The sequence below is a fragment of the Brevundimonas sp. genome (genome assembly GCF_035998205.1).
Lineage (GTDB): Bacteria > Pseudomonadota > Alphaproteobacteria > Caulobacterales > Caulobacteraceae > Brevundimonas.
The window spans coordinates 18939-43607 of sequence record NZ_DASYHT010000003.1 but is presented as its reverse complement, the minus strand read 5'-3'; the positions used below and the strand labels follow the sequence as shown (position 1 = coordinate 43607).

Here is a 24669-nt window from a genome sequence, read left to right as displayed (position 1 = left end):
TGACACAGGGGGGGTGGCATGGACGCGGCGCTCAGGCTCGACACCGTCAACAAGCGATATGGCGACTTCCATGCGGTGAAGGACCTGTCCTTCGTCGCCGAGACCGGTCGGATCTGCGGCTTTCTCGGTCCCAACGGGGCCGGCAAGACCTCGACCCTGCGCATGATCCTCGGGCTGCAGCCGGCGACCTCGGGCCGCATCGAGGTGCTGGGCGCGGCGGACGGCCGCAAGGTGCGCGACCGCATCGGCTTCCTCCCCGAGGAGCGGGGTCTCTACAAGAAGATGACCCCGGTCGACGCCATCGCCTTCTTCGCCTCGCTGAAGGGCGTGCCGGACGGGGAGGGGCGCAAGCGCGCCCGCGAGATGCTCGAGGCCCAGGGGCTCGGGGCGGCCCGCAACAAGAAGATGAAGGAGCTGTCCAAGGGCATGGCCCAGAAGGTGCAGCTGATCGCGGCGGTGGCGCACCGGCCCGACTTCGTCATCCTCGACGAGCCCTTCTCGGGCCTCGACCCGATGAACCAGCAGGGTCTGGAGGAGATGATCCGTGGCCTGGCGGAACGCGGGGCCACGGTGCTGTTCTCGACCCATGTGATGCAGCATGCCGAGCGGCTGTGCGACAAGGTCGTGCTGCTGGCGCGCGGCAAGAAGGCCTTCGAGGGCACGGTCGCCGAGGCCAAGGCCACGACGCGGCAGTTCCTTGAGCTGGAAGGCGACATCGCCGCCGGCGCCGTGACGGCCCTGCCGGGCGTCAGCCACGTCGAGACCGTCCACGTGCATGGTCCGGTCAAGGTCCTGCGGGCCACCCTCGCGTCCGGCGCAGCCGGGCAGGAGGCGCTGCGCGCCGCCTTCGTCCAGGGGCTGGACGTGCGGCGTTTCGAGCTCAAGGCGCCGACCCTGCACGACGCCTTCATCCATCTGACGGGCGACGATCCCGACGCGGTCGCCCCGCGCGCGGAGGCCTCGGCATGAACCGCACCCTGATCATCGCCCGCCGCGAATACATGGCCTACGTCCGCACCTTCGGATTCTGGCTGTCGCTGCTGTCCCTGCCGCTGTTCGCGGGCCTGGGCGGCGTCATTCCCATGCTGGCCATGAACAGCGAGCCGACCCGGTCCGTCGCCGTGGTGGAGGTCGCCTCCGGCGCGCCGCTCAAGGCCGAGGTCGAGACCCGGCTGACCGCACGCGACCGCGAGCGACAGGTCGACATGATCGCTGCCCTGGTGATTCCCGAGGCGGGAATCGAGGCGTCCCGTCAGGTGCAGGCGCTGGGCGAACGCGAGGGGCCCGAGGCGGCGCTGGCTGAGGCCCGCCGTATCGCGCCAACGGCCGCGTCCGGCTATCGCGCGCCCAAGGCTGACCTCAAGCTGGCGGAAACGCCGGCGGCCGTGCTGACGGCTGCGCCCGGCGACGCCCGCGAGGCTGTGGTGCGCGACCTCCTTCAGGCCGAGGAGCGCACGCTCGACGCCGTGGTGCTGTTGTCCCGTGACGCCGATGGCCCCTCAGCCCGCGTCTGGTCGGCCAAGGCCGCGGACGACACGGTGCAGAATGCGGTCTCGTCGGCCCTGCGCGAGATCGCCCGGGCCGAGCGCTATGCGGCGCTGGGCGTCGGCGTGGACTCCGTGCGCGAAATCGACGCCTTCCGCCCCGACGTGGCCCTGCTCAGCCCGCGTTCGGAGAGCGGCGGCGAGGTGTCGTTCCGCGACCGCCTGCCGGCGCTGATCGGTTTTGCCTTCGGCTTCCTGCTGTGGGCCCTGGTGCTGACCGGCGCCTCGATCCTGCTCAACAGCGTGATGGAGGAGAAGTCGAACAAGATCCTGGAGGTGCTGCTGTCCTCGGCTTCGCCGGGCGAGATCCTGACCGGCAAGGTGCTGGGCGTCGCCCTGCTGACCCTGACCGTCATGGTCGTCTGGGGCGGGCTTGGCGGGGCGGGTCTGGCGGCCGGCGTGCCGGACGTGGCGCGCGACATCTGGAGCATCCTCAGCCGCGACGGCCTCATCTTCTACTTCCTCGTCTACATCGCCGGCGGCTATCTGATGTACGCGGTGCTGTTCGCGGCGATCGGGGCCTTCTGCGAGACGCCGCGGGACGCCCAGACCCTGATGGGGCCCATCATGATGCTGCTGGTGGTGCCGGTCTTCACCATGCAGTTCGCCCTGCGCACGCCGGACGCCCTGTATGTACAGATCCTGTCGTGGATCCCGCTGTTCACGCCGTTCCTCATGAGCGCGCGGATTCCGTCGGGCGGTGTGGGCCCGGTCGAGATCGCCGCGACCACGGCCGGCATGTTCGCCATGGCCGTGTTCATGGTGTGGATCGCCGGGCGCGCCTTCCGGGCGGGCGCCCTGTCCGACGTCAAGCTCAGCTGGAAGACCTTTGGCATGGCGGTGCGCGGGGGGCGGTGACGCCCTCCGCCGCCCGTCGGCAGGACGTCTGTCGGCGAGCGGGCCCGCGTCTGCATCCCGGACAAGCAAAAGGGCCGCCCGGTCGCCCGGACGGCCCTTGATTGTTCAGCCTGTCGGCCGCCTTAGCGGGCGCGCGGCTTCGGCGCGGGCAGCAGGCCCTCGCGCTGGGCGCGCTTGCGGGCCAGCTTGCGGGCGCGGCGCACAGCTTCGGCCTTCTGGCGGGCGCGCTTCTCCGAGGGCTTCTCGTAGTGAACGTGGCGCTTCATTTCCCGGAAGCTGCCTTCGCGCTGCATCTTCTTCTTCAGCGCCTTGAGGGCTTGGTCGACATTGTTGTCGCGGACAAAAATCTGAACCAGGGGTCTCTCTCCTTTGGCCGCCCGCCGCGTCCGATCAGGGAAGACGGGCAGACAAAACGAAATCTCTTCCCGACAGACGTCGCCTCTCGGGTGAGTGCGGGCGGATACACCATGCCGGGGGGGCTGTCCAGATCGTCGCGCGCGGGGCGGCGACGCTCGAAAGCGCCGCGCGACGGGCGTATGCTGCAGCCATGACCGATGCGCCGCACCTGCCCAATGCCCCGGCCGGAGAGGAACCCGACTGGGCCGAGACCATGGAACAGGCCGTCCTCGACGCCGCCGTGCGTCTGGCCCCCGAGCTGGGCTGGAACGCCCGGCTGGTGCGGGCCGCTTGCGCCGCCGAGGGCCTGTCGCTCGGGGACCAGGAGCTGCTTTTACCCAATGGCGCGCGTGACCTAGCGGCCCTGCTGTCGCGGCGGCACGACGCCCGGGCGCTCGCGGCGCTGGGCGAGATCGACGCCGGCAGCCTGAAGATTCGCGAGCGCATCGCCCGGGCGGTGACCGCCCGGCTGGAGGCCGGGGCGGCGGACCTGGCCGCCACGCGCCGCTGCGCCGGCTTCCTCGCCCTGCCGGGCAATGCCGACCTCGGGCTGAAGCTGGCATGGGAGAGCGCCGACCACCTGTGGCGCTGGGCCGGCGACACCGCCACCGACTGGAACCACTATTCCAAGCGCACCCTCCTGTCGGGGATCCTGATCCCGGCCATGACCTTGCGCTGGTTCGACGGGCCAGAGGCGGCCGAGGCTTTCGTCGCGGCCCGCATCGACAACGTCATGGCCTTCGAGAAATGGAAGGCCGGCAAGGACTTCGATGCCCCGGGCCGTCGCTTCCTCGACGCCCTGAGCCGGCTCCGCTACGGCGACGCCGCCTGATGTGCGCCTCGTTCGAGGCGCGCTTCACCGTTCGCGAGCTGGTCGACCTGTTCGAACGCGTCGGCGTGGCGATCGACCTGTCGGCCGGCCTGCCGAACCTCGCGCCTGTCGAGGAGGTGCGGCCGACGGACCTGACGCCCGCGATACGGGTGGCTGCGGAAGGTCGCGTTGGGCTGATGCCGATGCGCTTCGGCTTTCCGCCGCCGAAGCCGAAGGCTGGCCCGATCGTCAACTTTCGCAGCGAGGGCCGTCAGTTCGGCAATGGCGCGCGGCAGGGGCGGTGCCTCGTGCCGGTCAGCGGGTTCTACGAGTTCACGGGCGACCGCTATCCCAAGACCCGCTGGATCTTCCGCGATCCGGACGCGCCGTTCCTCGCCCTCGCAGCCGTGTGGCGGGCGGGGGAGGGCGGCGACGCCTTCTCGCTGCTGACGGCGGCGCCGGGGCCTGACGTGGCCCCCTACCATGACCGCGGCGTGCTGCCCGTGTCGGCAGCGCTCTGGGCCGACTGGCTGTTCGACCGCGCCCCGGCCGACGTGCTGCTCGCGCCGCCGCCGGCGGGGAGCCTCGTGGTCAGTCCCGCGCCACGCCCGCCGAAAGCGGCTTCAGCCGGTTGACGTGGCCCATCTTGCGGCCGGCGCGGGCCTCGGCCTTGCCGTAGAGGTGCAGGCGGGCGCCGGGCGCGGCCGCCAGTCCCGGCCAGGCCTCGACCTCCGCGCCCAGCAGATTGGTCATCTCCACGGCGACGTGGGGCGTCGTCGGCCCCAGCGGCCAGCCGACGATGGCGCGGATATGCTGCTCGAACTGGTCGCAGGCGCAGCCGTCCTGGGTCCAGTGGCCGGTATTGTGGACCCGCGGGGCGATCTCGTTGACCAACAGCCGGTCGCCGAGGTCGAACAGCTCGATGCCGATGACGCCGACGTAGTCGAGGCCGTTCAGCACACGGGCGGCGATGTCCTGCGCCGCCGCCGCCGTCGTGGCGTCCGCCGCGGCCGGGGCGACCGTGGTGCGGAGGATGCCATCGGCGTGCTTGTTCTCGCCCAGCGGATAGATGGCGACCGCTCCGTCCCAGCCGCGGGCGGCGATGATCGACAGCTCGCGCCGGAAATCGGCTCGGGCCTCGAGGATGGAGGGACGGCCGCCGACCGTCGCCCAGGCCGCCTCGACCTCGTCGACGCTGCGCACCCAGGCCTGGCCCTTGCCGTCATAGCCCTCGCGCCGGGTCTTGAGCAGGGCGGGCGCGCCCAGCTCGACCAGGGCGCGGCGCAGGTCTTCCGGGCTGTCCACGGGCCGGAAGTCGACCGTTGCGGCCCCGACCGCGTTCAGGAAGGTCTTCTCCTCGACCCGGTCCTGGGCCGTGGCGAGGGCGCGGGGGCCGGGGGCCACCAGCGCCCCGCCGGCGGCCAGCCGCGCCACGGACGCAGCGGGCACATTCTCGAACTCGAAGGTGACGACGTCGCTGATGCGCCCGAGTTCATCCAGGGCGTCGGCGTCGCCATAGGCGGCCGTGATCTGACGCGCCGCGACGCGGGCGGCCGGGCTGGCCGGCTCCGGATCGAGCACCACCAGGTCGAAGCCCAGCCGGCTGGCGGCCTCGCCCAGCATGCGGCCCAGCTGGCCGCCGCCGAGAACGCCGATCACGGCGCCGGGCTGGAGGGGCGGCTGGCGGCGCGGCGGGACGGTCACTCAGTCCTCGACCGTCTCGGCCACGGACTCGGTCTGGGCCTGCCGCAGGGCGGCGACCCGCCCGGCCAGCGCCGGATCCGACAGGGCGAGGATCTGCGCCGCCAGCAGGCCGGCGTTGGTCGCCCCGGCCTCGCCGATGGCGAGGGTGCCGACCGGCACGCCGCCGGGCATCTGGGCGATCGAGAGCAGCGAATCGAGCCCCTTCAGCGCCTTGGACTTCACCGGCACGCCGAGCACCGGCAGGGTTGTCAGGGAGGCCACCATGCCCGGCAGGTGGGCGGCGCCGCCGGCCCCGGCGATAATGACCTTGAACCCGGCGTCCGCGGCCTCGCGGGCGAAGCTGTACATGCGTTCCGGCGTGCGGTGGGCCGAGACGACGCGGGCCTCATAGGCCACGCCCAGTCGCTCCAGCATGTCGGCCGCGAGCTTCATCGTCGGCCAGTCCGACCGGCTGCCCATGATGATCGCCACGGGCGGGCGGGATGCGGGGGTCGAAGACGCCATGCGCCGGGCTCCTCGCCAGGGAAAGCGCGCGCTTACAGCACCCGCGTTGCGCCCGCAACAGAGGCCGCTAACCTTGGCGCTGCGCCAGGCCGGAGTGAGTCGGCGCGAGGAGTGGGCCCGTGCTCGACGCGCCGGAACAGGACCTGATGGCGGAGATCGCCCGGCTGCGCGCCGAGGTGGCGGCCCTGACCGCGCGGGCCGAGGCGGCCGAGGCGGCGGCGGACCACGATGTGCTGACGCCGGCCCTGAACCGTCGCGGCTTCGTCGAGGCGATGCGGCGGACCATGGCCTACTGCGCCCGCTACGATGTCCCCGCGGTGCTGCTCTACATGGATCTCGACGGCTTCAAGGGCATCAACGACACCTTTGGCCACATGGCCGGGGACGCGGCCCTGGTGCAGGTCGCCCAGCTGCTGCTGGCCAATGTGCGTGAGTCCGACGCCGTCGGCCGGCTCGGAGGCGACGAATTCGCCCTGTTGATGCTCAACGCCGGCGTTGAGGAGGGACGGGACAAGGCCCGGCGGCTGGTCGAGGCGATGCAGCAGCGCCCGTTCGTGTGGGAAGGGCGCAAGGCCCAGCTGGGCGGATCGATCGGCGTGCGTGTGCTTGCCGGCCACACCGACCCGGAGGTCTGGCTCGCCGAGGCCGACGCCGCCATGTGGGTTCGCAAGAGGGGTAGGGCTTAGGGCTTAGTGAGTAGGGCTTAGGCAGCAGTTGACGTTCCGCCGTCCTCCAACACCCTAAGCCCTAAGCCCTAAGCCCTAAGCCCTAAGCCCTAAGCCCTAAGCCCTAAGCCCCAAGCCCCAAGCCCTCTCAGGCGATGATATCCGGCAGAATGCGGGCCTCGATCTTCACGATCTCGTCGCGCAGCGACAGCTTGCGGCGCTTCATGCGGGCGATCAGCAGCTGGTCAGGGATCGGCATGCGTCCGAGCGCCTCGATCGAGGCGTCGATGTCGGCGTGCTCCTGCCGCAACGCCTTCACACGGGCGCTGAGGAGGACGGTTTCCTCGTCGATCGGCGTGGCGTCGTCGTTCATGGCGGGTCCCGGGAAGCGCGGCTTATACCCCAGCCGGGATCAGGCCGGAAGGCGCTCGGCGAGGGTCTGCAGCAGGGTCCGGGGCACGCGGGGCGACCAGGCGCGGGAAGTGGCGGCAAGGGCCGTCAGCACGTCGTGAGCTGCGGCTGCCGGCGGCGGCGACTGGTCTGCCAGACCTTGCAGGAGCGCCTTCTCCGCCGCCAGCTCCGCGGCCTTCACCTGGCTGCGCACGGCCTCGCGCGCGCCGTCGTCGAGGTCCGGGTGACGGATCTTGAGACGCTGGCGCACGGCGCGCAGGGGGGCGATCGCCTGGTCGCGCCACGCCCGGGTCAGGTCGACGGCGGCTTCCAGCGTCTCGGCGTCCAGCGGACGGCCCGTGCGGGCGCACCAGGCGGCCCAGAGCAGCAGCGGCACGTCCTGGTCGGCCGAATCCTGCAGGTCGAGACAGGCGGCCTGGACGCCCTCGGCGGCATAGGCTTGGACGGCCCAGTCCCACAGGTCGGTCATGCGTTCAGACTCCGGCGTCCAGCCCCTGCCAGCGCCGGGTGGCGGTCCAGTCGAGGCCGAACAGGTCGAGCGCCCGGCCGACCGACTGGTCGATGATCTCGGCCACGCTGGCGGGGCGGGCGTAGAGGGCGGGCAGGGGCGGGGCGATGATTGCGCCCATCTCGGTCAGCTGGGTCATGGTGCGCAGGTGGCCGAGGTGGAACGGCGTCTCGCGGACCATCAGCACCAGCGGCCGCCGCTCCTTGAGGGTCACGTCCGCGGCCCGCGTCAGCAGGGTCGAGGTCACGCCGGTGGCGATCTCGCTCATGGTGCGGACCGAGCAGGGCGCCACCAGCATGCCGAGGGTGCGGAACGAGCCGGAGGCGATGGTGGCGCCGACGTCGGCGAGCCGGTGCGTCACGTCGGCGCGGGCGGACAGATCCTCCGGGGACAGATCGGTTTCCTGCGCCAGGGTCAGCATCGCCGCCCGGGTGGCCACCAGATGCGTCTCCACGCCCAGATCGCGCAACGCCTCGAGCGCCCGGACCCCGTAGGACACGCCGGACGCACCGGAGATTCCCACCACCAGCCGGGGCCGGCTCACGGCTCCGTTCATATCTTCGGCCATTTTCGGGGTCAGGCTCCTGTTGTCCGGTCGGTCTGTGACGTCACGCGGATGTGATTCCACAGCTCGGCATTACGGGCGCTCACTCTTCTTGTCCCTTAGACATGGAGGCGCAAGCCATGACCATTGAAGCTCGGATCCGCGAACTGGGGAATCGTCACCGCAATCTGGAGGATGCGATCCACCAGGCGCTGCAGAGCCCCTCCGTGGACTCGCTCAAGCTTCGGGACATGAAGCGTCGAAAGCTCCGGCTGAAGGAAGAGATCAAGGAGCTTGAGACCCGGGCCCCCTGAGGCGGCGGCGCGCGGCCTCCGCACAGGCCGCGAGCTGTAATGGAAACGGCCCCGGGAGGCGTCTCCCGGGGCCGTCCTGTTTCTGGCGATCCGTCAGGCTCAGTCGTCGCTGCGCCCGAACACCGACTCCGCGGTCGGCTCGGGGCCGCTGCGGACGTCGTAGTCGTCTTCCTCGATCTCCGGCTCGGGCGCGGGTTCGGGCTCGACCTCGCCAACGGGGCGCAGGCTCGGGCCACCCTCGCGGGCCTCGTCGCGAGCGCGCTTCTCGGCCGCCTTGCGCACGGTCTCGTCCAGCTGCAGTTGGCCGACGAGGCCGAGGGTCACCGGATCGACCGGCTTGATGTTGGCGGCGTTCCAGTGGGTCCGGTTGCGCACCGTCTCGATGGTGGCCTTGGTGGTGCCGAGCAGCTTGGCGATCTGCGCATCCGTGACTTCCGGGTGGTTCTTCACAAACCACATGATGGCGTCCGGGCGGTCCTGACGGCGTGACACCGGGGTGTAGCGCGGGGCCGGCTTGACCGGCTTCAGCATCTCGGCGTGGCGGCTGACCACCGCCTTCATGCGATAGTTCGAGTCCGCCTGGGCGCGGTCCAGCTCGTCGCGGGTCAGCTGGCCGTTGACCAGCGGGTCGGCGCCGCGGATGTCGCGGGCCACGTCGCCGTCGGCGATGCCGCGCACTTCCAGCGGGTGCAGGCCGCAGAAGTCGGCGATCTGCTCGAAGGTCAGCGAGGTGTTGTCGACCAGCCAGACCGCGGTGGCCTTGGGCATCAGGATGTCGGTCATGATCGTCGGTTCCGAAGTGGGCGGCGTCAGCGGACGCCGGAAACGGCGGCGCCCGACCTTTCGGCCGGGCGCGGAGGTTTCTGTATAGGCGAACTCGGGCGCAAAGAAAACGTCATCTGAGGACGTCTGACAGCCAAGGTTCATCCGTGGCATGTTCAATGGCGTCGATCCCGGATCACCGGGGCATGGAGGGACCAGTACCGTGAAACTCACCCTGACGATGACCATCGCCGCCCTCGGGGCCCTGACCGCCGGCCTCGCCGCGGCGCCCGCCGCTGAAGCCCAGAACCGGGGTGCGCCGCGGGGCAGCTACCAGGCCAGCTGCAGCGGGGCCTATGTGAACCAGGGCCGGCTGTACGCCGACTGCCGCGACACGCGAGGCCGCATGCGCGAGACCTCGATCGAGCTGGCGCGCTGCTCCAGCAGCGACATCGGCAATGACAATGGCCTTCTGGTCTGCGCCGGCCATCGCGGCAGCTACGAGGACCGTCCGGGTGGTGGCGGCGGTGGCGGTGGCGGTGGAGGCGGCGGCGGCAGCCCGTCGATCACCTTCTTCGCCGACTCCGACTTCCGCGGCGCCTCGATCACCGTGACCGGCGAAACGGCCTTCCTGTCGAGCTTCAACGACCGCGCCTCTTCGGCCCGGGTCAATGGCAGCTGGGAAGTCTGCGAGGACGCCCGCTTCGGCGGCCGCTGCGAGCGGATCGACCGGGACGTGCGCAACCTCTCCGACTTCGGCCTCAACGACCGCGTCAGCTCGGTGCGCGCCGCGCGCGGCGGCGGTGGTGGCGGCGGCGGCTGGACCGGCGGCAATGGCGGTGGAAACTGGGGCGGCGGGCGCAACAGCATCACCGTCTACCGCGACGCCAACTTCACCGGCGACTCCGAGACGCTGCGGGGCGAGATTCCCAACCTGTCGCGTCTCGGCCTGAACGACGCCATCAGCTCCATGCGGCTGAACGGCCCCTGGGAAGTCTGCACGGACGCCAACTTCTCGGGCCAGTGCGAGGTCTTCGACGGCGACGTCCGCAACCTCGGCTCATCGGGCTTCAACGACCGCATTTCGTCGCTGCGCCCGCTGCGGGGCCGCAGATAGGTCACAGGGTCAGGACGACCTTGCCGACATGGGCGCCCGCCTCCAGCCGGAGGTGGGCGTCCTGCGCCTTGGCCAGCGGGAAGGTCGCCTCGATCGGCGGCCGGACCTGTCCGGAGACGACCCACGGCCAGGCCTGCGCCCTGATCGCCGCCGTCAGCCGGGCCTTCTCATCCGCCGGTCGGGACCGCAGGGTCGAGCCGGTCAGGGTCTGGCGCCTCAGCATCAGCAGCATCAGGTCGATGTTGGCGGCCCGGCCGCCCTGGGTGGCGATCACCACCCAGCGCCCCCCGGGGGCAAGGCCCCGCTGGTTTCGCTCGGCATAGGCCCCGCCGACCATGTCGAGGATGACGTGGGCCGGCCCGGCGGCGTCGAGCTCGGCGTCGAAACCGGGCGCCGTGGCGTCGAGACTGACATCGGCCCCGAGGGCCAGGGCCGCCGTCGTCTTCGCGGCGCCGCGGGAGGTCGCGATCACCCGCGCGCCGGCGGCCTTGGCCATCTGGATGGCCGTGACGCCGATGCCGCTCGTCGCCCCGTGCACCAGAAGCGTTTCCCCCGGTGCGAGCGCCCCGGCCTCGAAGACATTGGCCCAGACGGTGAGCAGGGTCTCCGGCAGGGCCGCAGCGGCGACGAAATCCAGATCGTCCGGGACCGGCAGCAGGCAGCGGGCGTCGACCACGGCGTATTCGGCATAGCCGCCGCCGCCGAGCAGGGCGCAGACCCGGTCGCCCGCCTGCCAGCCGCTAACGCCCTCGCCGAGCGCATCGACCTCGCCCGCCGCCTCAAGACCCAGAATGTCCGGGGCGCCCGGCGGGGGCGGGTAGAGGCCCTCGCGCTGCAGCAGATCGGGACGGTTGACCCCGGCGGCCCGCACACGCAGCCGCACTTCGCCGGGGCCCGGCGCAGGGGTAGGGCGCTCGGCCAGACGAAGGGCGGCGGCGGGACCACGTCCGCCCTCGATCTCGATCACGCGCATCTGTCCGTCCCCGGATGCCTTGGCGGTTGTCAACGACCGCCTCCCGGCGTTGAAATAGGCCGTGGCCCGCGACGGCGCCACGGCGTGATGAGGAGGTCGCCATGTCGTTCGAGGACCTGGAGCCGCGCCCGGCGCGCGACGTCGTGACGGCGCTGATCCGCGAGGACCTGGATCCCTATGCGGTGGCGGATCTCAAGGCGCGCATCGCCACGCTTGAGGCGGAGATCGCCCGGACCCGCGCCGCGATCGAGACCAAGTCCGCCAAACGGTCGGCCGCCGACGCCTTTTTCAATTTCGGCGGCTGACCACGACGGCACAAACCGGGTGGCACGGGCGTTGCAGCCCTGACCTTACCTCGCGGGCGTCTGTCCCGCCTCTGGAGTTCGGCCCCGGCCATGCCTATGATCCCCTCGATGACCCACGACGTCGCGTCCCCGACCTCGCCGCGCATCGCTCTGGTGGCCGATTTCGCCGCCTCGGAGCTGTTCGAGCGCACCTTCCGCGAGGGGATGGAGCTGGTCGAGGAGACCGCCGACTATCTGGACGGGGAAGGGCGCCGCGAGGCCAAGCTGCTGTCCCGCGCCGGGGCGCTGGCCTATGCCGCCCAGAGCATGAAGCTGACGACGCGCCTGATGCGCATCGCCTCCTGGCTGCTGGTGCAGCGCGCCGTGCGCGAGGGCGACATGTCGCCGGACGCCGCCTGCGATCCCCGTTACCGGCTGGAAGAACGCGCCCCGGAATCCGAGCCGGGGTCGTTGGAGCTGCCGATCGCCCTGGTCGAGTACTGCGTCCGGGCCGAGCGCCTGCACGACCGTATCGCCCACCTCGACCGCCGCATGTACCTCGAAGCGCCGGAGGCGGACACGCCCAACCCGGTGCTGGCCCAGCTTGGCCGGCTCGAGGCCGCGTTTCGCGGCTGACCCTGGCTCGCGGCCGGACGGCCGTGGCCGACCCTCACCGATGAGGCAGGCTCAGGGTCCGACGTCGTTGACGTCGGCCCGGCCGTCATCCACCGGACGCGGCAGGTTGACGGCGATGCCGAGCGCCTGGGCCAGTCGGTTGTCCCGATCATAGACGTCTTCGCGGAACGCGACCCGGCCCTGGCCGTCCACGAACGCGGTCCAGTAGAGCAGGCGGACGCTGATTTCGCGGCCCGTGGTGACGCGGCGCGTCTCGCGCGTGACCTGGGCCCGGTCGAACGTCGCCAGCCGCTCGGGATCGGGCGACAGCAGCAGGCGGGCGAACTCCACCGCGTCCTGGACCCGCACGCAGCCATGGCTCCGGTGGCGATAGGCATTGGCGAAGGCCGCCTTGGCCGGGGTGTCGTGCAGGAAGATGGCGTAGCTGTCGCGCAGCTCGAACTTGACGAAGCCGAGCGCGGCGGTCGGGCCGGCGCGCTGGATCACCGTGCCGTTCGAGATGAACATGTTGTTGGCGGCCAGATAGGCCGGGCCCCGCGGAAGGATCTCGGCCCGCGCGATCGAGGCCGGCACATACCAGGGCGGGTTGGCGACCACCGAGGCGAACGGCTTTTCGAGACTGGGCGTCTGGTTGGCCGGGGTGCCGACGACGACGCGGTTCGAGTGTACCGGCCGGCCGTCCTTCCAGTAGACCATGATGGCGGCGGCGGTGTTCACCTCGATGCGCTCCGGCGCCACGTCGCGGGCGAGCCAGCGGCGGCGCTCGAGGTTCAGGGCGATCTGACGGGCCCGGTCCTCGGCCGAGGCGGACAGGGAGCGCTGGGTGCCCTGGCCGATGCGGCCGTCGGCGGCGAGGCCATGGCGCACCTGGAAGCCGCGAACGGCTTCCACGAGCTCAGCCGTGTAGGTGGTCGTCCCGGCCAGGCCGGCGGCGCGGTCGCGGGCCAGATCGCCTTCTGCCGCCAGCCGGGCGATGAGCGCCGGCACGCGGGCGTCGTCGGCGAACGGCTCCAGGGTCGGGCCTGACGGGAAGGCCGGCCAGCCGCCGCCGGCGGCGATCATCCGGCGGTAGCGGACGTAGCCGGCCGACAGGTTGCTGTAGCCGATGTCGGTTGGCGCAAGGCTCTCGAACCAGTCCAGCAGCCGGTCGCGGGCCAGGGCGTCGGTCAGGCCGCCGGTCAGGTCGACGCGGTTCTTGCGCATCTCCCACAGCTCTTCGACCGTCTCGGGCCGGACGCGGCCTTCGGCCAGCACCCTCGCGTAGGTCAGGGCGGCGGCGGTGGTGCGGACATCGGTGGTCGCCGGGTCCGCCGCCAGGCCGACGAAGTCGAAGAAGTCATTTCCGGACAGGCCGTGGCGCTCGGCCCGGGTCGAGACATCGCCGAGGGCGCGCACACGCGCCGGCGTCCACAGGGGCCGCCAGCCCCCCATCTCGTAGACAGCGCGCACGTCGTCCCGGATCTCCGCCGGCAGACGGGCCACCTGCGCGAGATAGGCCGCCGCCTCGGGCGAGGCGGGCGCAGTCGTATACGGCTGGGCCGACTGGGCGAAGGCGCGGCCGGACAGGACGCTCGCCAGAGCCGCTGCGGCGGCGCCGAGCCCGAGGTCGCGTCGATTCATGTCCGGCCTGCCTGTGTCGCTCGTGAACGCGTGCGGCCTGGGCCGCTCCGCCTAACGTATCGAAGATTAACGGCGTTCCGGACAAACAAAAAGCGCCGGTCGCGGGGACCGGCGCCTGTCTGTTGCGGCGAAGTCGCGCTTTCGCGCTTACTTCTTGATGAAGCCGCCGAACTTGTTGTTGAAGCGCGACACGCGGCCGCCGCGGTCCATCAGCTGCTGGTTGCCGCCGGTCCAGGCCGGGTGCGTCGACGGGTCGATGTCGAGGCTCAGGTTGTCGCCTTCCTTCCCGTAGGTCGAGCGGGTCTGGTAGCTCGAGCCGTCCGGCAGGGTGACGGTGATGAAGTGGTAGTTCGGGTGGATATCCGGCTTCATGTCGATCGGGCCCTTGGCGCGCGGCGACGATTCCGACCGTCAATGCGCTGAATGAGAAAACCCGCCGATGGGACGACGGGAGGAGCGCGGGCGTTTACACCGCAGGTCCGGATCAGGCAAGAGGCCCGGCCATGAGCGCTGAACCGTCCGCCACCGAAGCCGCCCGCACCGGGCCCCTGCGGGCTCCGGACCTGCGCGACCGTCCGGGAGAGGGCGAGACCCTCACGGAACGCATGACCGAGGCCGGCGAGAAGCGCGCCCGGCGGCGGGACATCCGGCCGCTGGCCCGGCTTCTGCCCTTCGCCCTCAAACACAAGGCCGATCTGGCCATCGCCCTGTTCTGGCTGCTGGCCTCCAGCGCCGCCTCGCTGGGGCTGACGGCCACGGCGCGCGGGGCCATTGACCAGGGCTTCGACGACGGCGGGGCCCGGCTGAACCTGTGGTTCGCCCTGCTGGGCGCAAACGCCCTGTTCCTCGCCCTGGCCACGGCGATCCGCTACTTCTACGTCACCAAGACGGGCGAGCGGGTCATCGCCGACGTCCGGCGGGCCCTGTTCGGGCGCGTCATGACGCTGGACCCCAGCTTCTACGCGCGGATCCGCACCGGCGAGGTGCTGTCGCGCCTGACCACCGACATCCAGCTGGTCGAGACCCTGCTGACCACCTCGGTCTCCTTCGCCCTGCGCAACCTGATCACCATGATCGGGGCGGTGATCCTGCTGTTCTTCGTCAATCCGAAGCTGACCCTGTTCATCTCGGTGCTGGCCCCCGCGACCATCCTGCCGCTGTTCCTGTTCGGCCGGGTCGTGCGCCGCCTGACCGTGGCCAGCCAGGACCGCTTCGCCGGCGCGGTCGGCCTCGCGGGCGAGAGCGTCGACGCCATCGAGACGGTGCAGGCCTTCGGTCGCGAGCCCAGCGTCATCGCCCGCTTCGGCGCCTCGGTGGAGCAGGCCTTCGCCGCCAGCCTTGACCGCATGAAGGCCCGCTCCGTCATGACCGGGCTGATCATCATGGTCATGTTCGGCGGCGTCTCCTTTGTTCTGTGGCTGGGCGCGCGCGACGTGGTCGCCGGGGTGCTGACGCCCGGGGCCCTGCTGCAGTTCGTGCTGCTGTCGGTGTTCGCCGCCGGCGCCGTGGGCGCGCTCGGTGAGAGCTGGGGCGAGGTGCAGAAGGCCGCCGGGGCGATGGAGCGTATCGACGAACTAATGCGCAGCGTCCCGACCATCGCCGCCCCGGAGACGCCCATCGCCCTGCCGTCGCCACCGCGGGGCGAGATCGCTCTCGCCGGCGTGCGCTTCGCCTATCCGGGCCGGCCGGACCTGCCGGCGCTCAAGGGCCTCGACCTGACGGTCCGGCCCGGTGAGACCGTGGCGCTGGTCGGGCCGTCCGGCGCCGGCAAGTCGACGGTCTTCCGGCTGCTGCTGCGCTTCTATGACCCGGACGGCGGGGCCGTTGCGGTGGATGGCGTCGATGTGCGTCAGGCCGATCCGGCCGAGGTGCGCGGCCGCTTCGCCTGGGTCAGCCAGGAGACGCCGCTGTTCTCCGGTTCGGCGGCGGAGAACATCCGCTTCGGCCGCGAGGACGCGACGCTGGAGGAGGTGCGCGAGGTCGCCGGCAAGGCCCAGGCCACGGCCTTCCTCGACGCCCTGCCGGAAGGTTTCGACACGCCGCTGGGCGAGCGGGCCAAGAGCCTGTCCGGCGGCCAGCGCCAGCGTCTGGCCATCGCCCGGGCCCTGATCCGCCATGCGCCGATCCTGCTGCTCGACGAGGCCACCAGCGCGCTCGACGCCGAGAACGAACAGCTGGTGCAGGCGGCGCTGGACCAGGCCATGGGCGAACGCACCACCCTCGTGATCGCCCACCGCCTTGCCACCGTGCTGCGCGCCGACCGCATCGTCGTCATGGACGAGGGGCGGGTGGTGGAGGAGGGCACCCACGCCGAGCTGGTGGCGAAGGGCGGTCTCTACGCCCGCCTCGCCGAGCTGCAGTTCCGCGCGGCGTAAGGGGAAGCTGGCCGCGTCCGCGCCCCCAGCCGGCGGGTGGTCTCATCAAGGGATCACAGCGACCACAGCGAGGTCACAGCGGGCACAACGGGACCTGTGCAGCGGTGCGCGAAGCGCCGTGGTGTCGATCGCGAGAGACGGAAAAGGCGCGTGCGGCGCAGCGCCGCCACGCCGCTGTGTCCTCTGTGCCTTTCGCTGTGTTCGTTGTGATGAAACTTCGACGGTCGCCACACCAGCAAGGCGCGGGCGCGGCCCGCTTCAACCGAGCCGTTCAGCGGCCGCGCCCATTGACCGCAGGCGTTCCCCGCCGCAAAGCCTGAGCCATGCTGACCGATCTCGTCGACCGCGCCTTCGCTGCGCGCGCCTGGCCCTTTGAACAGGCGCGCAACCTGCTGACCCATGTGCTGGCCAAGCGGCTGCCTAAGGACGATGCGATCGGCGCGAGAATCCTGATCGAGCAGGGCAAGGCCGACGAGGCGCTGCGTTTGTATGAGCCGCTTCGGCGGCCGGTGGTGCTGGAGACCGGCTACGGGCCCTCGGGCCTGCCGCACATGGGCACCTTCGGCGAGGTGGCCCGCACGACCATGGTGCGGACGGCCTTCCGCGCCCTGACCGGCGACCACTGGCCGACCCGGCTGGTGGCCTTCTCGGACGACATGGACGGGCTGCGCAAGGTGCCCGACGGCATCCCCAATCCGGAGATGCTGACCGAGGATCTGGGCAAGCCGCTGACGGTCGTGCGCGATCCGTTCGGCACCCACGACAGCTTCGGCCGGCACAACAATGCCCGGCTGCGCGCCTTCCTCGACAGCTTCGGATTCGACTACGAGTTCCTGTCGTCCACCGACTGCTACCGCTCGGGCATGTTCGACGCGACCCTGCTGACCCTGCTGGAGCGGTTCGATGCCGTCCAGGCGATCATGCTGCCGACGCTGGGGCCGGACCGGCGCGCCACCTATTCGCCCTTCCTGCCGGTCAGCCCCTCGACCGGCCGGGTGCTGCAGGTCCCGACGCTGGAGCGAAACGTCGCGAAGGGCACGATCGTGTTCGAGGACGAGGACGGGTCGCGCGCCGAGGTCCCGGTCACCGGCGGCCACGTGAAGCTGCAGTGGAAGCCCGACTGGGCCATGCGCTGGACCGCGCTGGACGTCGACTACGAGATGTCGGGCAAGGACCTGATCGACTCGGTCAAGGTGTCCTCGAAGGTCTGCCGCGCCCTGGGCGGCACGCCGCCGGAGGGCTTCAACTACGAGCTCTTCCTCGACGAACACGGCCAGAAGATCTCCAAGTCCAAGGGCAACGGCCTGACCATGGAGCAGTGGCTGCGCTACGGCGCGCCGGAGAGCCTGAGCTGGTACATGTTCCAGTCGCCGAAGTCGGCCAAGAAGCTGCACTTCGACGTCATCCCGCGCGCCACCGACGACTATCTGCAGCACATCGAGATGTACCCGGCGCAGCCGCCGGAGAAGCAGATCGACAATCCGGTCTGGTCGATCCACGCCGGCGCCCCGCCGGCCCAGGCCTCGCCGGTGTCCTTCGCCCTGCTGCTCAATCTGGTCGGGGTGGCCAACGCCTCGGACAAGGCGGCGCTGTGGGCCTATTTCGCCCGCTATCTGCCCGGGGCGACGCCGGAAACCGAGCCGCTGCTCGACCGGCTGATGGGCTATGCGCTGAACTACTACGAGGACTTCGTGAAGCCGGCGAAGGCCTATCGGGCCCCGACGGACATGGAGAAGGCGGCGCTGATGGATCTGGCGGCGCGGCTCAAGGCCCTGCCGGCCGATACCTCCGACGGCGAGACGATCCAGAACGAGGTCTATGCGGTGGGCAAGGACCATGGCTTCGACCCGCTTCGGGCCTGGTTCGCGGCCCTGTACGAGGTGCTGCTGGGCCAGACCCAGGGCCCGCGCTTCGGCTCCTTCGCCGCCATCTACGGCCTGCCCCAGACCATCGCCCTGATCGAGACGGGGGCGGAGGGCCAGCTGGCCTGAGGCAGCCTGTTCGGAAGAAGGGATCACAACGGGCACAGCGAAGACAAGCCACAGAGGACACAACGAGGTCGCGCCCTTCGCGCCGGCGGCGCCTTCGTCCCCCGGCCAGCAGGAAAGGCGCTTCGCGCGCCGCCCCCCAGGTCCCGTCGTGTTCTCTGTGCCTCGCTGTGCTCGCTGTGAGGAACCAGCGACGGTCAGCTCAGGCGTCACGCTCCAGCGCTCGCGCAACATGAACGGCGGCTGACGGTCGCGCTGGCGGAGCCTTCAGGTCGGGCCGGGCATTCTCCCCTCATCGACAACGAGAGGACAGGAGACCCGCCATGTCGAAGACCATTTCCGCCGCCGTCGCCGCCGCCGCCCTGGCGCTGCCGCTGGTGATCGCCGCCCCCGCGCCCGTGTTGGCCCAGCAGGCCAATGGCGTGACCAACTGCGAGGCCCCTGGCGGCCGCCAGCGCGCCGGCGCCCTGATCGGGGCCGTCGTCGGCGGTCTGGCCGGCAGCCAGATTTCGGACAATGAGCGCACGCTCGGGGCCGTGGTCGGCGCCGGCGCCGGCGCTGCGGCCGGCTCCTACATCGGCTGCCAGCAGCAACGGGCGCGGGCGGCCGCCCAGGCCCCGGCGGACATGTACCGCGCCGCCTCGAACCTGCGGATCCGCTCGGGGCCGGGCACGGGCTACCGCCAGGTCGGCAGCCTGCGCGCCGGCCAGGGCTTCACGGCCGTGGGCTCGCAGGGGGAATGGGTTCAGATCGCCGGCGGGGGCTGGGTCAGCGCCCGCCACGTGACGCGCTACTGATCCGTCGGCATGAGGCTACTGGCTGGCCCAGACGATACGGGCCAGCCAGTCGATCTCCCCCAGCGGCAGGGTGCGGGGCGCATGGGCCGGATTGATCGACTCCAGCGTGACGCTGCGCGCCGTCCGTCGGCCCAGCACCTTGGCCATCACTTCCCCGCTTCGGGTCCGCGCCACCACCCGGTCGCCGGCCCGAAGCCGCGTCTCGCCGCGATCGACAATCACCGTGTCGCCCTCGCGGTAGAGGGGCAGCATCGAGTCGCCGACGATGCGCAGGGCGAAGCGCTCCGGCGCCGGGGCGGGCAGGGGCATGGCCTCCCACTCGCCCGCCGGGAAGCCGGCCTCGTCGAAGAAGCCGTCCCGGCCGGCCTGGGCCATGCCCAGCAGGGGCGTGGTCGGGGCGGGCCCCCCATCCCGGGCGAGGGCGGCGAACGCCCCCAGGCTGAGGCCGGTGACGTCCAGCACGGCGGCGAGGCTCTCGGTCGACGGCCAGCGCGGCCGCGCCGCAGGCCCGGGCCCGAGGCGCTTCGAAGGATTGAAGGCGGTCGGGTCCAGCCCGGCCCGGCGCGCCAGGCCGGACGGCGTCAGCCCCTCGCGCCGGGCGAGGGCGTCGAGGCCGGACCAGATCTGGCTGTGGCTGAGCGGCATGGCGACTCCGGAGGTCGCCGGGCAGGCTATAGGAATTCGCGCCTATTCAAAGCCCGCCGCGCGCCGCTCCTGCCAGACCCAGAAGGTCCCGGCCGCAATGGCCACGAGGATGCCGATGCTGGCCAGATTCTGGATGGCGTAGAACGACCACGCGGGGGGGCGGATGTCTATCCGAGCAAGTAGATGGCTCAAAACAGGCAGGAGTTGAAGGCAGGCAGCCCAGACCGGCCATGTGTTCTGGGCTTTCCATGACAACGCGATGAAGGTGATCAGCACTCCCGCGTCAATAAGGAACAGGAATATGCCAGACTGGTACAGGCTCAACTCGTCCTGAAGCAGCAGGGTCGCAAACCAGGCGAAGAGATATGTTCCAGCGCCAATCCGCTCGGCGTCGTCGCCCTTGAGGAACGCAAACGCGCTTACCGCGACCATCAGCACGGCGCCAACCTGCGCGTATAGCGTATCGAACAAAAAAGCCCCCTGGTCAGCAACCAGGGGGCCATATTGCACTCAATCGGGCCGCCGATAAACGGCGATGATCTACATTACGCCGATTTAAGCGGCGCGGATCCGATTGACGATCTCGATCGGGCGGCCGTCTTCCGGCGGCTTGTTGACGGGACCGGCGGCGTAGACGCCCCAGCCCATGCGGCGGTGGTCCTTGGCCATTTCGGTGTGGGCGGCGGTGACGGCCTCGCGGGCCTGGCCGAGGGCGGCCAGCGACTCCATCGCCTTGGCCTGGGCGCCGGCGCCGACGGTCGCGGCCACGGACAGCTCGGTGCGGGCGGCGATCATCGCCTGCACCAGCGTCGTCGCCTTGACGATCGCCTCGTCGACGGCCGCTTCGGCCGCGTAAAGATCACCGGCCAGGCCGGCGACGACTTCATTCTTGTCCATGGGTAAGCCCTCCTTCACAAGTAAAGGAAGTCTTAACACGCACGGATGCACGTCAGAAGCGATGTTTACGTTTCATTAACCGCTAGCCGCCGCCGTAACCTGGCCCGGGCCGATCATCCTTCGGCTTGTCCATCGGTCCGGCCGCAACAGGCTCCACGCCGAGGCGGCGGGCAAGGGCGGCCAGGGTGCGGTGGGTCTCCACCAGATCGCCACGGGCGCGGGCGAGGGCGGCGACACTGTCCGCCGCGGCGGCAAAGGCAGGCTGGGCCACGGTCGCCGCCAGCGCGGCCTCGCGCCGGGCCCGGGGCAGCAGGGCGATCAGGGCCGCGGCCTCCCCGAGGGCGGCGTCGACCGCCTGTTCGGCAGACCAGAGCCGCTCGGCCAGCGCCTGCCCCAGCCGTCGCCGTGTCGGCTCATGCGGCGCTTCCGCGAGATCCGGGACCCTCGCGGCCGCGCTCGCGGTCGGAAAGGTGATCTCGGTCCGGAGGCGTGGCCGTCCGGGACGCCGCGTCGGACGGCGCAGCGGGGTGGTGACGAAGGTCGCGGTACGCGTCATCTCGCCTCTCCCTGTATCGGGTGAGGGGCATACAATCATGCCGCGCGGCTATGCGCAACTATAAATCCTGTCCGGCCACGAGGAAGTGTGCGGTCAGGGTGGCGATCGGGTTGTGCGGGTCGTCCTGCCACGCTTCGCAGGTGACGTGCGCCACCCGTCGGCCGGCCTTGCGGATGACGGCGCGGGCGTGGGTGTCCAGCGGCCGGCCGCTGCGCAGATAGGCCACGGTGACGTTGATCGGCCGCGGCAGCTGCTCGCGCGGAAACAGCACCGCAACCTGGCCGATGGCGGTCATCTCCATCAGGGCTGCCGTGGAGCCGCCATGCAGCGCCGGCAGCAGGGGATTGCCGATCAGCCGGTCGTGAAACGGCATGGTCACGGTCAGCTCCTGGCCGGCGAGATGTTCGCGCAGGTCGAGGAAACGGGCGTAGGGGGACGTCAGCAGGGGTTCGCTCATGCCTTGCGCCCCTTCAGGTTGGCGCCGAGGCGGTCGCCGCCGTCGCCCGTCAGGATGTAGGTGGCCTGGGCGGCCGCCACCGGATCCTCGATGCTGTCCTCGAAGGCCCAGGCGCGGACAAAGGCGATGGAGGCGGTGCGGCGATAACAGCGGGCCTCGGCGATCAGGTCGCGCTGCGGCGCGGCGGCCCGCATGTAGTCGACGCGCAGATCGAGGGTGGCGATGGGATGAAAGGCGTCCAGCGCCGTCCACACGGCCAGCCCGCCGACGTGGTCGAGCAGGGTCGTCATCAGGCCGCCGGACACGACCCCGGTCCGCGGATCGCCGACCAGGTCCTCGCGCCAGGGCACCCGCAGGCGCACCCGGTCGCCGTCGCGCCCGTCAAAGGTGAAACCAAGGGCGTGGGTGTGGGCGGAGGCGGCCGCCAGCTGGGGCAGGAGCGGGTCTATGGCTGTGGTCATGTCGTGTCCCGGAGAGCGGCGGCTTCCGCTGCGTCGCACGGGCGACCATATGCACCCTATGGCCCGCCCGGAAGACCTGCTGCGCCCGACCCCCGAGGGGCTCTACTGCCCGCCGGGCGACTTCCATGTCGATCCCGTGCGCCCCGTGGCCCGGGCGGTGATCACCCACGGCCATGCCGACCATGCGCGCCCCGGTCACGGCGTCGTGGTGGCGACGCCTGAAACGCTGCAGATCATGCAGGCGCGCTATGGCCCGGACTGCGCGGGGCGGCTGGAACCGCTGGCGTATGGCGAGACGGTGCGGCGCGACGGGGTCGAGGTCAGCTTCGCCCCGGCCGGCCATGTACTGGGTTCGGCCCAGGCGGTGGTCCGGGGTCTGGGCCAGAACATCGTCGTGTCCGGTGATTACAAGCGTCGCGCCGACGCCACCTGCGCGCCGTTCGAGCCCGTGCCCTGCGACGTGTTCATCACAGAGGCCACCTTCGGCCTGCCGGTGTTCCGCCATCCGGACGACGGGGCGGAGATCGCCCGACTACTGATGTCCGTGGCGCAGTTTCCGGAACGCACCCATCTCGTCGGGGCCTATGCCCTGGGCAAGGCGCAGCGGGTCATCGCCCTGCTGCGGGCCGCCGGGTGGGATCGGACCATCCATGTCCACGGCGCGCTGGAGCGTCTGAACAGCCTGTACGAGGCGGCCGGCGTCAGCCTCGGCCCGCTGGCCCCGGCGACCCATCTGGCCGGCCGGACCCTCGCCGGCGAGATCGTGCTCGCGCCGCCCTCGGCCACCCAGGATCGCTGGTCGCGGCGCTTCGCCGAGCCGGTAGTGGCCTTCGCATCGGGCTGGATGGGGGTGCGGGCGCGGGCCCGTCAGCGCGGCGCCGAGCTGCCGCTGGTGATCTCGGATCACGCCGACTGGGACGAGCTCACGCACACGCTGGAGGAGGTCAACGCCGGCGAGGTGTGGATCACCCACGGCCGCGAGGAAGGGTTGCTGCGCTGGTGCGAGCTGAACGGACGTACGGGCCGGGCCCTGCGGCTGGTCGGCTATGACGAGGAGGATGCCGAGCCGGCGGCGGCCTGACGGCGGGCGTCAGGCGGCTGAGCGGCGCTTGCGACGGGCGGCCTCGAGCGGCGTGGCCGGGGCGGCGGCCGGCGCCGCGCCCTCGATGGCGGCATTCATGGCCATGCGCAGGCGCTCGGGCTTGATCGGCTTCTCGACCACGGCGGCCATGCCGATCGACAGATAGTGGCGGGCGTCGTCGGGGTCGGCGTTCGCCGTCAGGGCGATGATCGGCGTCTGACCGGCCGGGCCGTCCAGTTCGCGGATGGCGATGGTCGCGGCGACCCCGTCCATGCGCGGCATCTTGATGTCCATCAGCACCAGGTCGAAGGCCCGGGCCTGGACGGCCTCGAGCGCTTCAAGGCCATCCTCGGCGGTTTCCGAAGTGCACCCGAACATCTCGCACAGCGCCTGGGCCACCACGCGGTTGGTGGCGTTGTCATCGACGATCAGCACATGCGGCTGCGACTTGAGATTCAGGTCGGACAGCTCGGCGACGTTGGTTTCAGGCGCGTCGGCGATGTAGGCGCGCGGCGCCTGCAGGCTGAAATGGAAGGTGGCGCCCCGGCCCGGATTGTTCTCGGCCCAGATGCGGCCGCCCAGGGCGGTGATGATCTGGCGGCAGATCGACAGGCCAAGCCCGGCGCCCCCGGCCTCGGGGTTATCACTGAACGGTTCGAACAGGGTGTCGAGGCGCGCCGGGTCGAGGCCGGGGCCGTCGTCGCGCACGCGGCCCTCGATCGCCACGGAGTCGCCGTCGACACGCGCCTTGAGGCCCGCCTCGACCACGCCGTTCTGGGCGAACTTCAGGGCGTTGCCGATCAGGTTGTTGAACACCTGCTTCAGGCGGACGTCGTCGACCTGCGCCGCCAGTTCCGTGTCGCCCTCATAGGCGGTCAGCAGCGAGATGCGGTCCTGGGCGGCGCGCGGCTCCCACAGCCCGTGCATCTCGTCGACCAGTCCGCGCAGGCGCGTCGGGCGGCGGGTGATTTCCAGCTCGCCGGCCTCGGCGCGGGACAGGTCGACCGCGTCCTCGAGGATGCGCAGCAGCGTTTCCGAGGAGTCGACGATGGTGCGGACGTGGGCCTGGGCGGTGTCGTTGAGGGGCTGGCGGCGCAGCAGCTCGGCGACGGCCAGCACGCCGTTCATCGGCGTACGCAGCTCGTGGCTCATGACCGCGAGGAACTGGCTGCGGGCGCGGGCGGAGGCCAGCGCCTGGGTGCGGGTGTCCTGAAGGATGCGGGTCTGTTCGGTCAGCTCGGCGTTGTGCAGGCGTTGACGCTCGTGCGCGGCCCGCAGCAGGGACAGGGCGGTGCCGACGCCCCAGTAGCGACCCTCGCGGGTGACGATGAAGCCGCGGTTGAGGGCGGACGGACCGCCCCTCAGCATGATGTCGCAGAACAGGTCGATGGCGACCCCGGCCTCGACCACGGCGGGCTCGGGGTCCATCACCTCGGTGACGGGCCGGTGTGCGTAGAGGGCATGGCCGAAGGGGCCCGCGATCTTCAGCAGGAAGGTGTCGCGCTCGACAAGGCCGATCGGTCGGCCATCCTCCACCACAGGGATGACCAGCGTGTCCGGAGCCTTCTGAAAGCGCGCGAAGATGGCCGAACCCGGGGTTTCCGGGGTCACGGCATCGGCGCGTTCTGTCAGCACTTCAATCGTCGGCATACTGCCGGTACTCCGTGTTACCGGTGGACAATGGCCTGAAACCATTTTCAGAAATGTAAATGTCGGACATGGCCGGATTCCGGGGTCGGGCGGGCGTTTTGCGCCGCGTGC

The 24669-nt window shown here is 71.0% G+C and carries 30 protein-coding genes; 13 read left to right on the top strand and 17 right to left on the bottom strand.

The window, feature by feature from the left end:
• Window positions 1-18 precede the first annotated feature (18 nt).
• Together VGN74_RS02060 and VGN74_RS02055 are read left to right on the top strand one after the other, a co-directional pair.
• Window positions 19-969 carry an ABC transporter ATP-binding protein gene (locus VGN74_RS02060; RefSeq protein ID WP_327445696.1) on the top strand — a complete coding sequence of 317 codons (951 nt, stop codon included), beginning with the start codon at window positions 19-21 and terminating at the stop codon, window positions 967-969.
• Window positions 966-2402 carry an ABC transporter permease gene (locus VGN74_RS02055; protein ID WP_327445695.1) on the top strand — a complete coding sequence of 479 codons (1437 nt, stop codon included), beginning with the start codon at window positions 966-968 and terminating at the stop codon, window positions 2400-2402. The genes VGN74_RS02060 and VGN74_RS02055 overlap by 4 nt, the downstream gene beginning before the upstream one ends.
• A gap of 122 nt (window positions 2403-2524) precedes the next feature.
• On the opposite strand, the gene rpsU is transcribed toward VGN74_RS02055, so the two are convergent.
• The gene (gene rpsU, locus VGN74_RS02050; protein WP_292258513.1) at window positions 2525-2758 is read right to left on the bottom strand and encodes a 30S ribosomal protein S21; all 234 of its coding nucleotides are present in this window, start codon (window positions 2756-2758) and stop codon (window positions 2525-2527) included.
• Between the two features lie 191 nt (window positions 2759-2949).
• On the opposite strand from rpsU, the gene VGN74_RS02045 reads away from it, so the two are divergent.
• Together VGN74_RS02045 and VGN74_RS02040 are read left to right on the top strand one after the other, a co-directional pair.
• Entirely contained in the window at window positions 2950-3630 is a 681-nt protein-coding gene (locus VGN74_RS02045) for a COQ9 family protein (RefSeq protein ID WP_327445694.1), read from the top strand.
• Entirely contained in the window at window positions 3630-4244 is a 615-nt protein-coding gene (locus tag VGN74_RS02040) for an SOS response-associated peptidase family protein (protein ID WP_327445693.1), read from the top strand. The genes VGN74_RS02045 and VGN74_RS02040 overlap by 1 nt, the downstream gene beginning before the upstream one ends.
• On the opposite strand, the gene VGN74_RS02035 is transcribed toward VGN74_RS02040, so the two are convergent.
• Window positions 4201-5313 carry a 5-(carboxyamino)imidazole ribonucleotide synthase gene (locus VGN74_RS02035; protein ID WP_414643515.1) on the bottom strand — a complete coding sequence of 371 codons (1113 nt, stop codon included), beginning with the start codon at window positions 5311-5313 and terminating at the stop codon, window positions 4201-4203. The genes VGN74_RS02040 and VGN74_RS02035 overlap by 44 nt on opposite strands.
• Window positions 5314-5817, bottom strand: coding sequence for a 5-(carboxyamino)imidazole ribonucleotide mutase (gene purE / locus VGN74_RS02030; RefSeq protein ID WP_327445692.1), 504 nt, complete (start codon window positions 5815-5817; stop codon window positions 5314-5316). It lies immediately after the preceding gene.
• Window positions 5818-5936: 119 nt separating this feature from the next.
• Here purE and VGN74_RS02025 point away from each other — a divergent pair, with 119 nt between their 5' ends.
• On the top strand, window positions 5937-6503 hold the full coding sequence (locus tag VGN74_RS02025) for a GGDEF domain-containing protein (RefSeq protein ID WP_327445691.1): 567 nt from the start codon (window positions 5937-5939) through the stop codon (window positions 6501-6503).
• 127 nt (window positions 6504-6630) lie between these two features.
• Here the strand turns inward: VGN74_RS02025 and VGN74_RS02020 are convergent, their stop codons facing one another.
• Genes VGN74_RS02020 through VGN74_RS02010 form a run of 3 tightly spaced genes read right to left on the bottom strand, consistent with a single transcriptional unit; the run spans window position 6631 to window position 7957 of the window.
• Complete coding sequence (locus VGN74_RS02020) at window positions 6631-6855, bottom strand: YdcH family protein (protein ID WP_175359405.1); 225 nt, start codon at window positions 6853-6855, stop codon at window positions 6631-6633.
• Between the two features lie 39 nt (window positions 6856-6894).
• Window positions 6895-7362: a TIGR02444 family protein gene (locus VGN74_RS02015; protein ID WP_327445690.1), complete on the bottom strand. Its 468-nt coding sequence runs from the start codon at window positions 7360-7362 to the stop codon at window positions 6895-6897.
• Window positions 7363-7366: 4 nt separating this feature from the next.
• Complete coding sequence (locus tag VGN74_RS02010) at window positions 7367-7957, bottom strand: UbiX family flavin prenyltransferase (protein WP_327445821.1); 591 nt, start codon at window positions 7955-7957, stop codon at window positions 7367-7369.
• Window positions 7958-8085: 128 nt separating this feature from the next.
• Here VGN74_RS02010 and VGN74_RS02005 point away from each other — a divergent pair, with 128 nt between their 5' ends.
• A complete protein-coding gene (locus VGN74_RS02005; RefSeq protein ID WP_175359402.1) occupies window positions 8086-8259 on the top strand; it encodes a YdcH family protein in 174 nt (57 codons plus the stop codon).
• Window positions 8260-8358: 99 nt separating this feature from the next.
• Here the strand turns inward: VGN74_RS02005 and VGN74_RS02000 are convergent, their stop codons facing one another.
• Complete coding sequence (locus VGN74_RS02000; RefSeq protein ID WP_327445689.1) at window positions 8359-9042, bottom strand: DUF1013 domain-containing protein; 684 nt, start codon at window positions 9040-9042, stop codon at window positions 8359-8361.
• 202 nt (window positions 9043-9244) lie between these two features.
• On the opposite strand from VGN74_RS02000, the gene VGN74_RS01995 reads away from it, so the two are divergent.
• Window positions 9245-10138 carry a beta/gamma crystallin-related protein gene (locus VGN74_RS01995; protein ID WP_327445688.1) on the top strand — a complete coding sequence of 298 codons (894 nt, stop codon included), beginning with the start codon at window positions 9245-9247 and terminating at the stop codon, window positions 10136-10138.
• 1 nt (window position 10139) lies between these two features.
• On the opposite strand, the gene VGN74_RS01990 is transcribed toward VGN74_RS01995, so the two are convergent.
• On the bottom strand, window positions 10140-11111 hold the full coding sequence (locus VGN74_RS01990; protein WP_327445687.1) for an NAD(P)H-quinone oxidoreductase: 972 nt from the start codon (window positions 11109-11111) through the stop codon (window positions 10140-10142).
• A 101-nt stretch (window positions 11112-11212) separates the two neighbouring features.
• On the opposite strand from VGN74_RS01990, the gene VGN74_RS01985 reads away from it, so the two are divergent.
• Together VGN74_RS01985 and VGN74_RS01980 are read left to right on the top strand one after the other, a co-directional pair.
• Window positions 11213-11416 (top strand): DUF1192 domain-containing protein, encoded by a 204-nt coding sequence (locus VGN74_RS01985; RefSeq protein WP_327445686.1) that lies wholly within the window; start codon window positions 11213-11215, stop codon window positions 11414-11416.
• Window positions 11417-11524: 108 nt separating this feature from the next.
• Window positions 11525-12031 (top strand): DUF1465 family protein, encoded by a 507-nt coding sequence (locus VGN74_RS01980; protein WP_327445685.1) that lies wholly within the window; start codon window positions 11525-11527, stop codon window positions 12029-12031.
• Between the two features lie 51 nt (window positions 12032-12082).
• Here the strand turns inward: VGN74_RS01980 and VGN74_RS01975 are convergent, their stop codons facing one another.
• Both VGN74_RS01975 and rpmE read right to left on the bottom strand, forming a co-directional pair.
• Window positions 12083-13651, bottom strand: a complete 1569-nt coding sequence (locus VGN74_RS01975) for a L,D-transpeptidase family protein (RefSeq protein ID WP_327445684.1) — start codon at window positions 13649-13651, stop codon at window positions 12083-12085.
• Window positions 13652-13798: 147 nt separating this feature from the next.
• A complete protein-coding gene (gene rpmE / locus VGN74_RS01970) occupies window positions 13799-14023 on the bottom strand; it encodes a 50S ribosomal protein L31 (RefSeq protein WP_175359410.1) in 225 nt (74 codons plus the stop codon).
• A gap of 233 nt (window positions 14024-14256) precedes the next feature.
• Between rpmE and VGN74_RS01965 the strand changes: the two genes are divergently transcribed.
• The 3 genes from VGN74_RS01965 (at window position 14257) to VGN74_RS01955 (ending at window position 18811) form a co-directional block, all read left to right on the top strand.
• Complete coding sequence (locus VGN74_RS01965; protein WP_327445820.1) at window positions 14257-16026, top strand: ABC transporter transmembrane domain-containing protein; 1770 nt, start codon at window positions 14257-14259, stop codon at window positions 16024-16026.
• 323 nt (window positions 16027-16349) lie between these two features.
• Window positions 16350-18017, top strand: coding sequence for a lysine--tRNA ligase (locus VGN74_RS01960; RefSeq protein WP_327445683.1), 1668 nt, complete (start codon window positions 16350-16352; stop codon window positions 18015-18017).
• Between the two features lie 320 nt (window positions 18018-18337).
• Window positions 18338-18811, top strand: a complete 474-nt coding sequence (locus tag VGN74_RS01955) for an SH3 domain-containing protein (RefSeq protein WP_327445682.1) — start codon at window positions 18338-18340, stop codon at window positions 18809-18811.
• 15 nt (window positions 18812-18826) lie between these two features.
• Here VGN74_RS01955 and VGN74_RS01950 read toward each other — a convergent pair whose 3' ends face one another.
• From VGN74_RS01950 to VGN74_RS01925, 6 genes are all read right to left on the bottom strand, one after another.
• Complete coding sequence (locus tag VGN74_RS01950) at window positions 18827-19456, bottom strand: helix-turn-helix transcriptional regulator (RefSeq protein WP_327445681.1); 630 nt, start codon at window positions 19454-19456, stop codon at window positions 18827-18829.
• 42 nt (window positions 19457-19498) lie between these two features.
• Complete coding sequence (locus VGN74_RS01945; RefSeq protein ID WP_327445680.1) at window positions 19499-19894, bottom strand: hypothetical protein; 396 nt, start codon at window positions 19892-19894, stop codon at window positions 19499-19501.
• Window positions 19895-20011: 117 nt separating this feature from the next.
• Complete coding sequence (locus VGN74_RS01940) at window positions 20012-20353, bottom strand: hypothetical protein (protein WP_175359416.1); 342 nt, start codon at window positions 20351-20353, stop codon at window positions 20012-20014.
• Between the two features lie 82 nt (window positions 20354-20435).
• Window positions 20436-20909: a hypothetical protein gene (locus VGN74_RS01935; protein ID WP_327445679.1), complete on the bottom strand. Its 474-nt coding sequence runs from the start codon at window positions 20907-20909 to the stop codon at window positions 20436-20438.
• A 58-nt stretch (window positions 20910-20967) separates the two neighbouring features.
• Entirely contained in the window at window positions 20968-21366 is a 399-nt protein-coding gene (locus VGN74_RS01930; protein ID WP_327445678.1) for a PaaI family thioesterase, read from the bottom strand.
• On the bottom strand, window positions 21363-21827 hold the full coding sequence (locus tag VGN74_RS01925) for a PaaI family thioesterase (protein ID WP_327445677.1): 465 nt from the start codon (window positions 21825-21827) through the stop codon (window positions 21363-21365). The genes VGN74_RS01930 and VGN74_RS01925 overlap by 4 nt, the downstream gene beginning before the upstream one ends.
• Before the next feature lie 58 nt (window positions 21828-21885).
• On the opposite strand from VGN74_RS01925, the gene VGN74_RS01920 reads away from it, so the two are divergent.
• Window positions 21886-22908, top strand: a complete 1023-nt coding sequence (locus VGN74_RS01920; RefSeq protein WP_327445676.1) for a ligase-associated DNA damage response exonuclease — start codon at window positions 21886-21888, stop codon at window positions 22906-22908.
• 9 nt (window positions 22909-22917) lie between these two features.
• On the opposite strand, the gene VGN74_RS01915 is transcribed toward VGN74_RS01920, so the two are convergent.
• Window positions 22918-24558, bottom strand: coding sequence for a response regulator (locus tag VGN74_RS01915; RefSeq protein WP_327445675.1), 1641 nt, complete (start codon window positions 24556-24558; stop codon window positions 22918-22920).
• Window positions 24559-24669 lie beyond the last annotated feature (111 nt).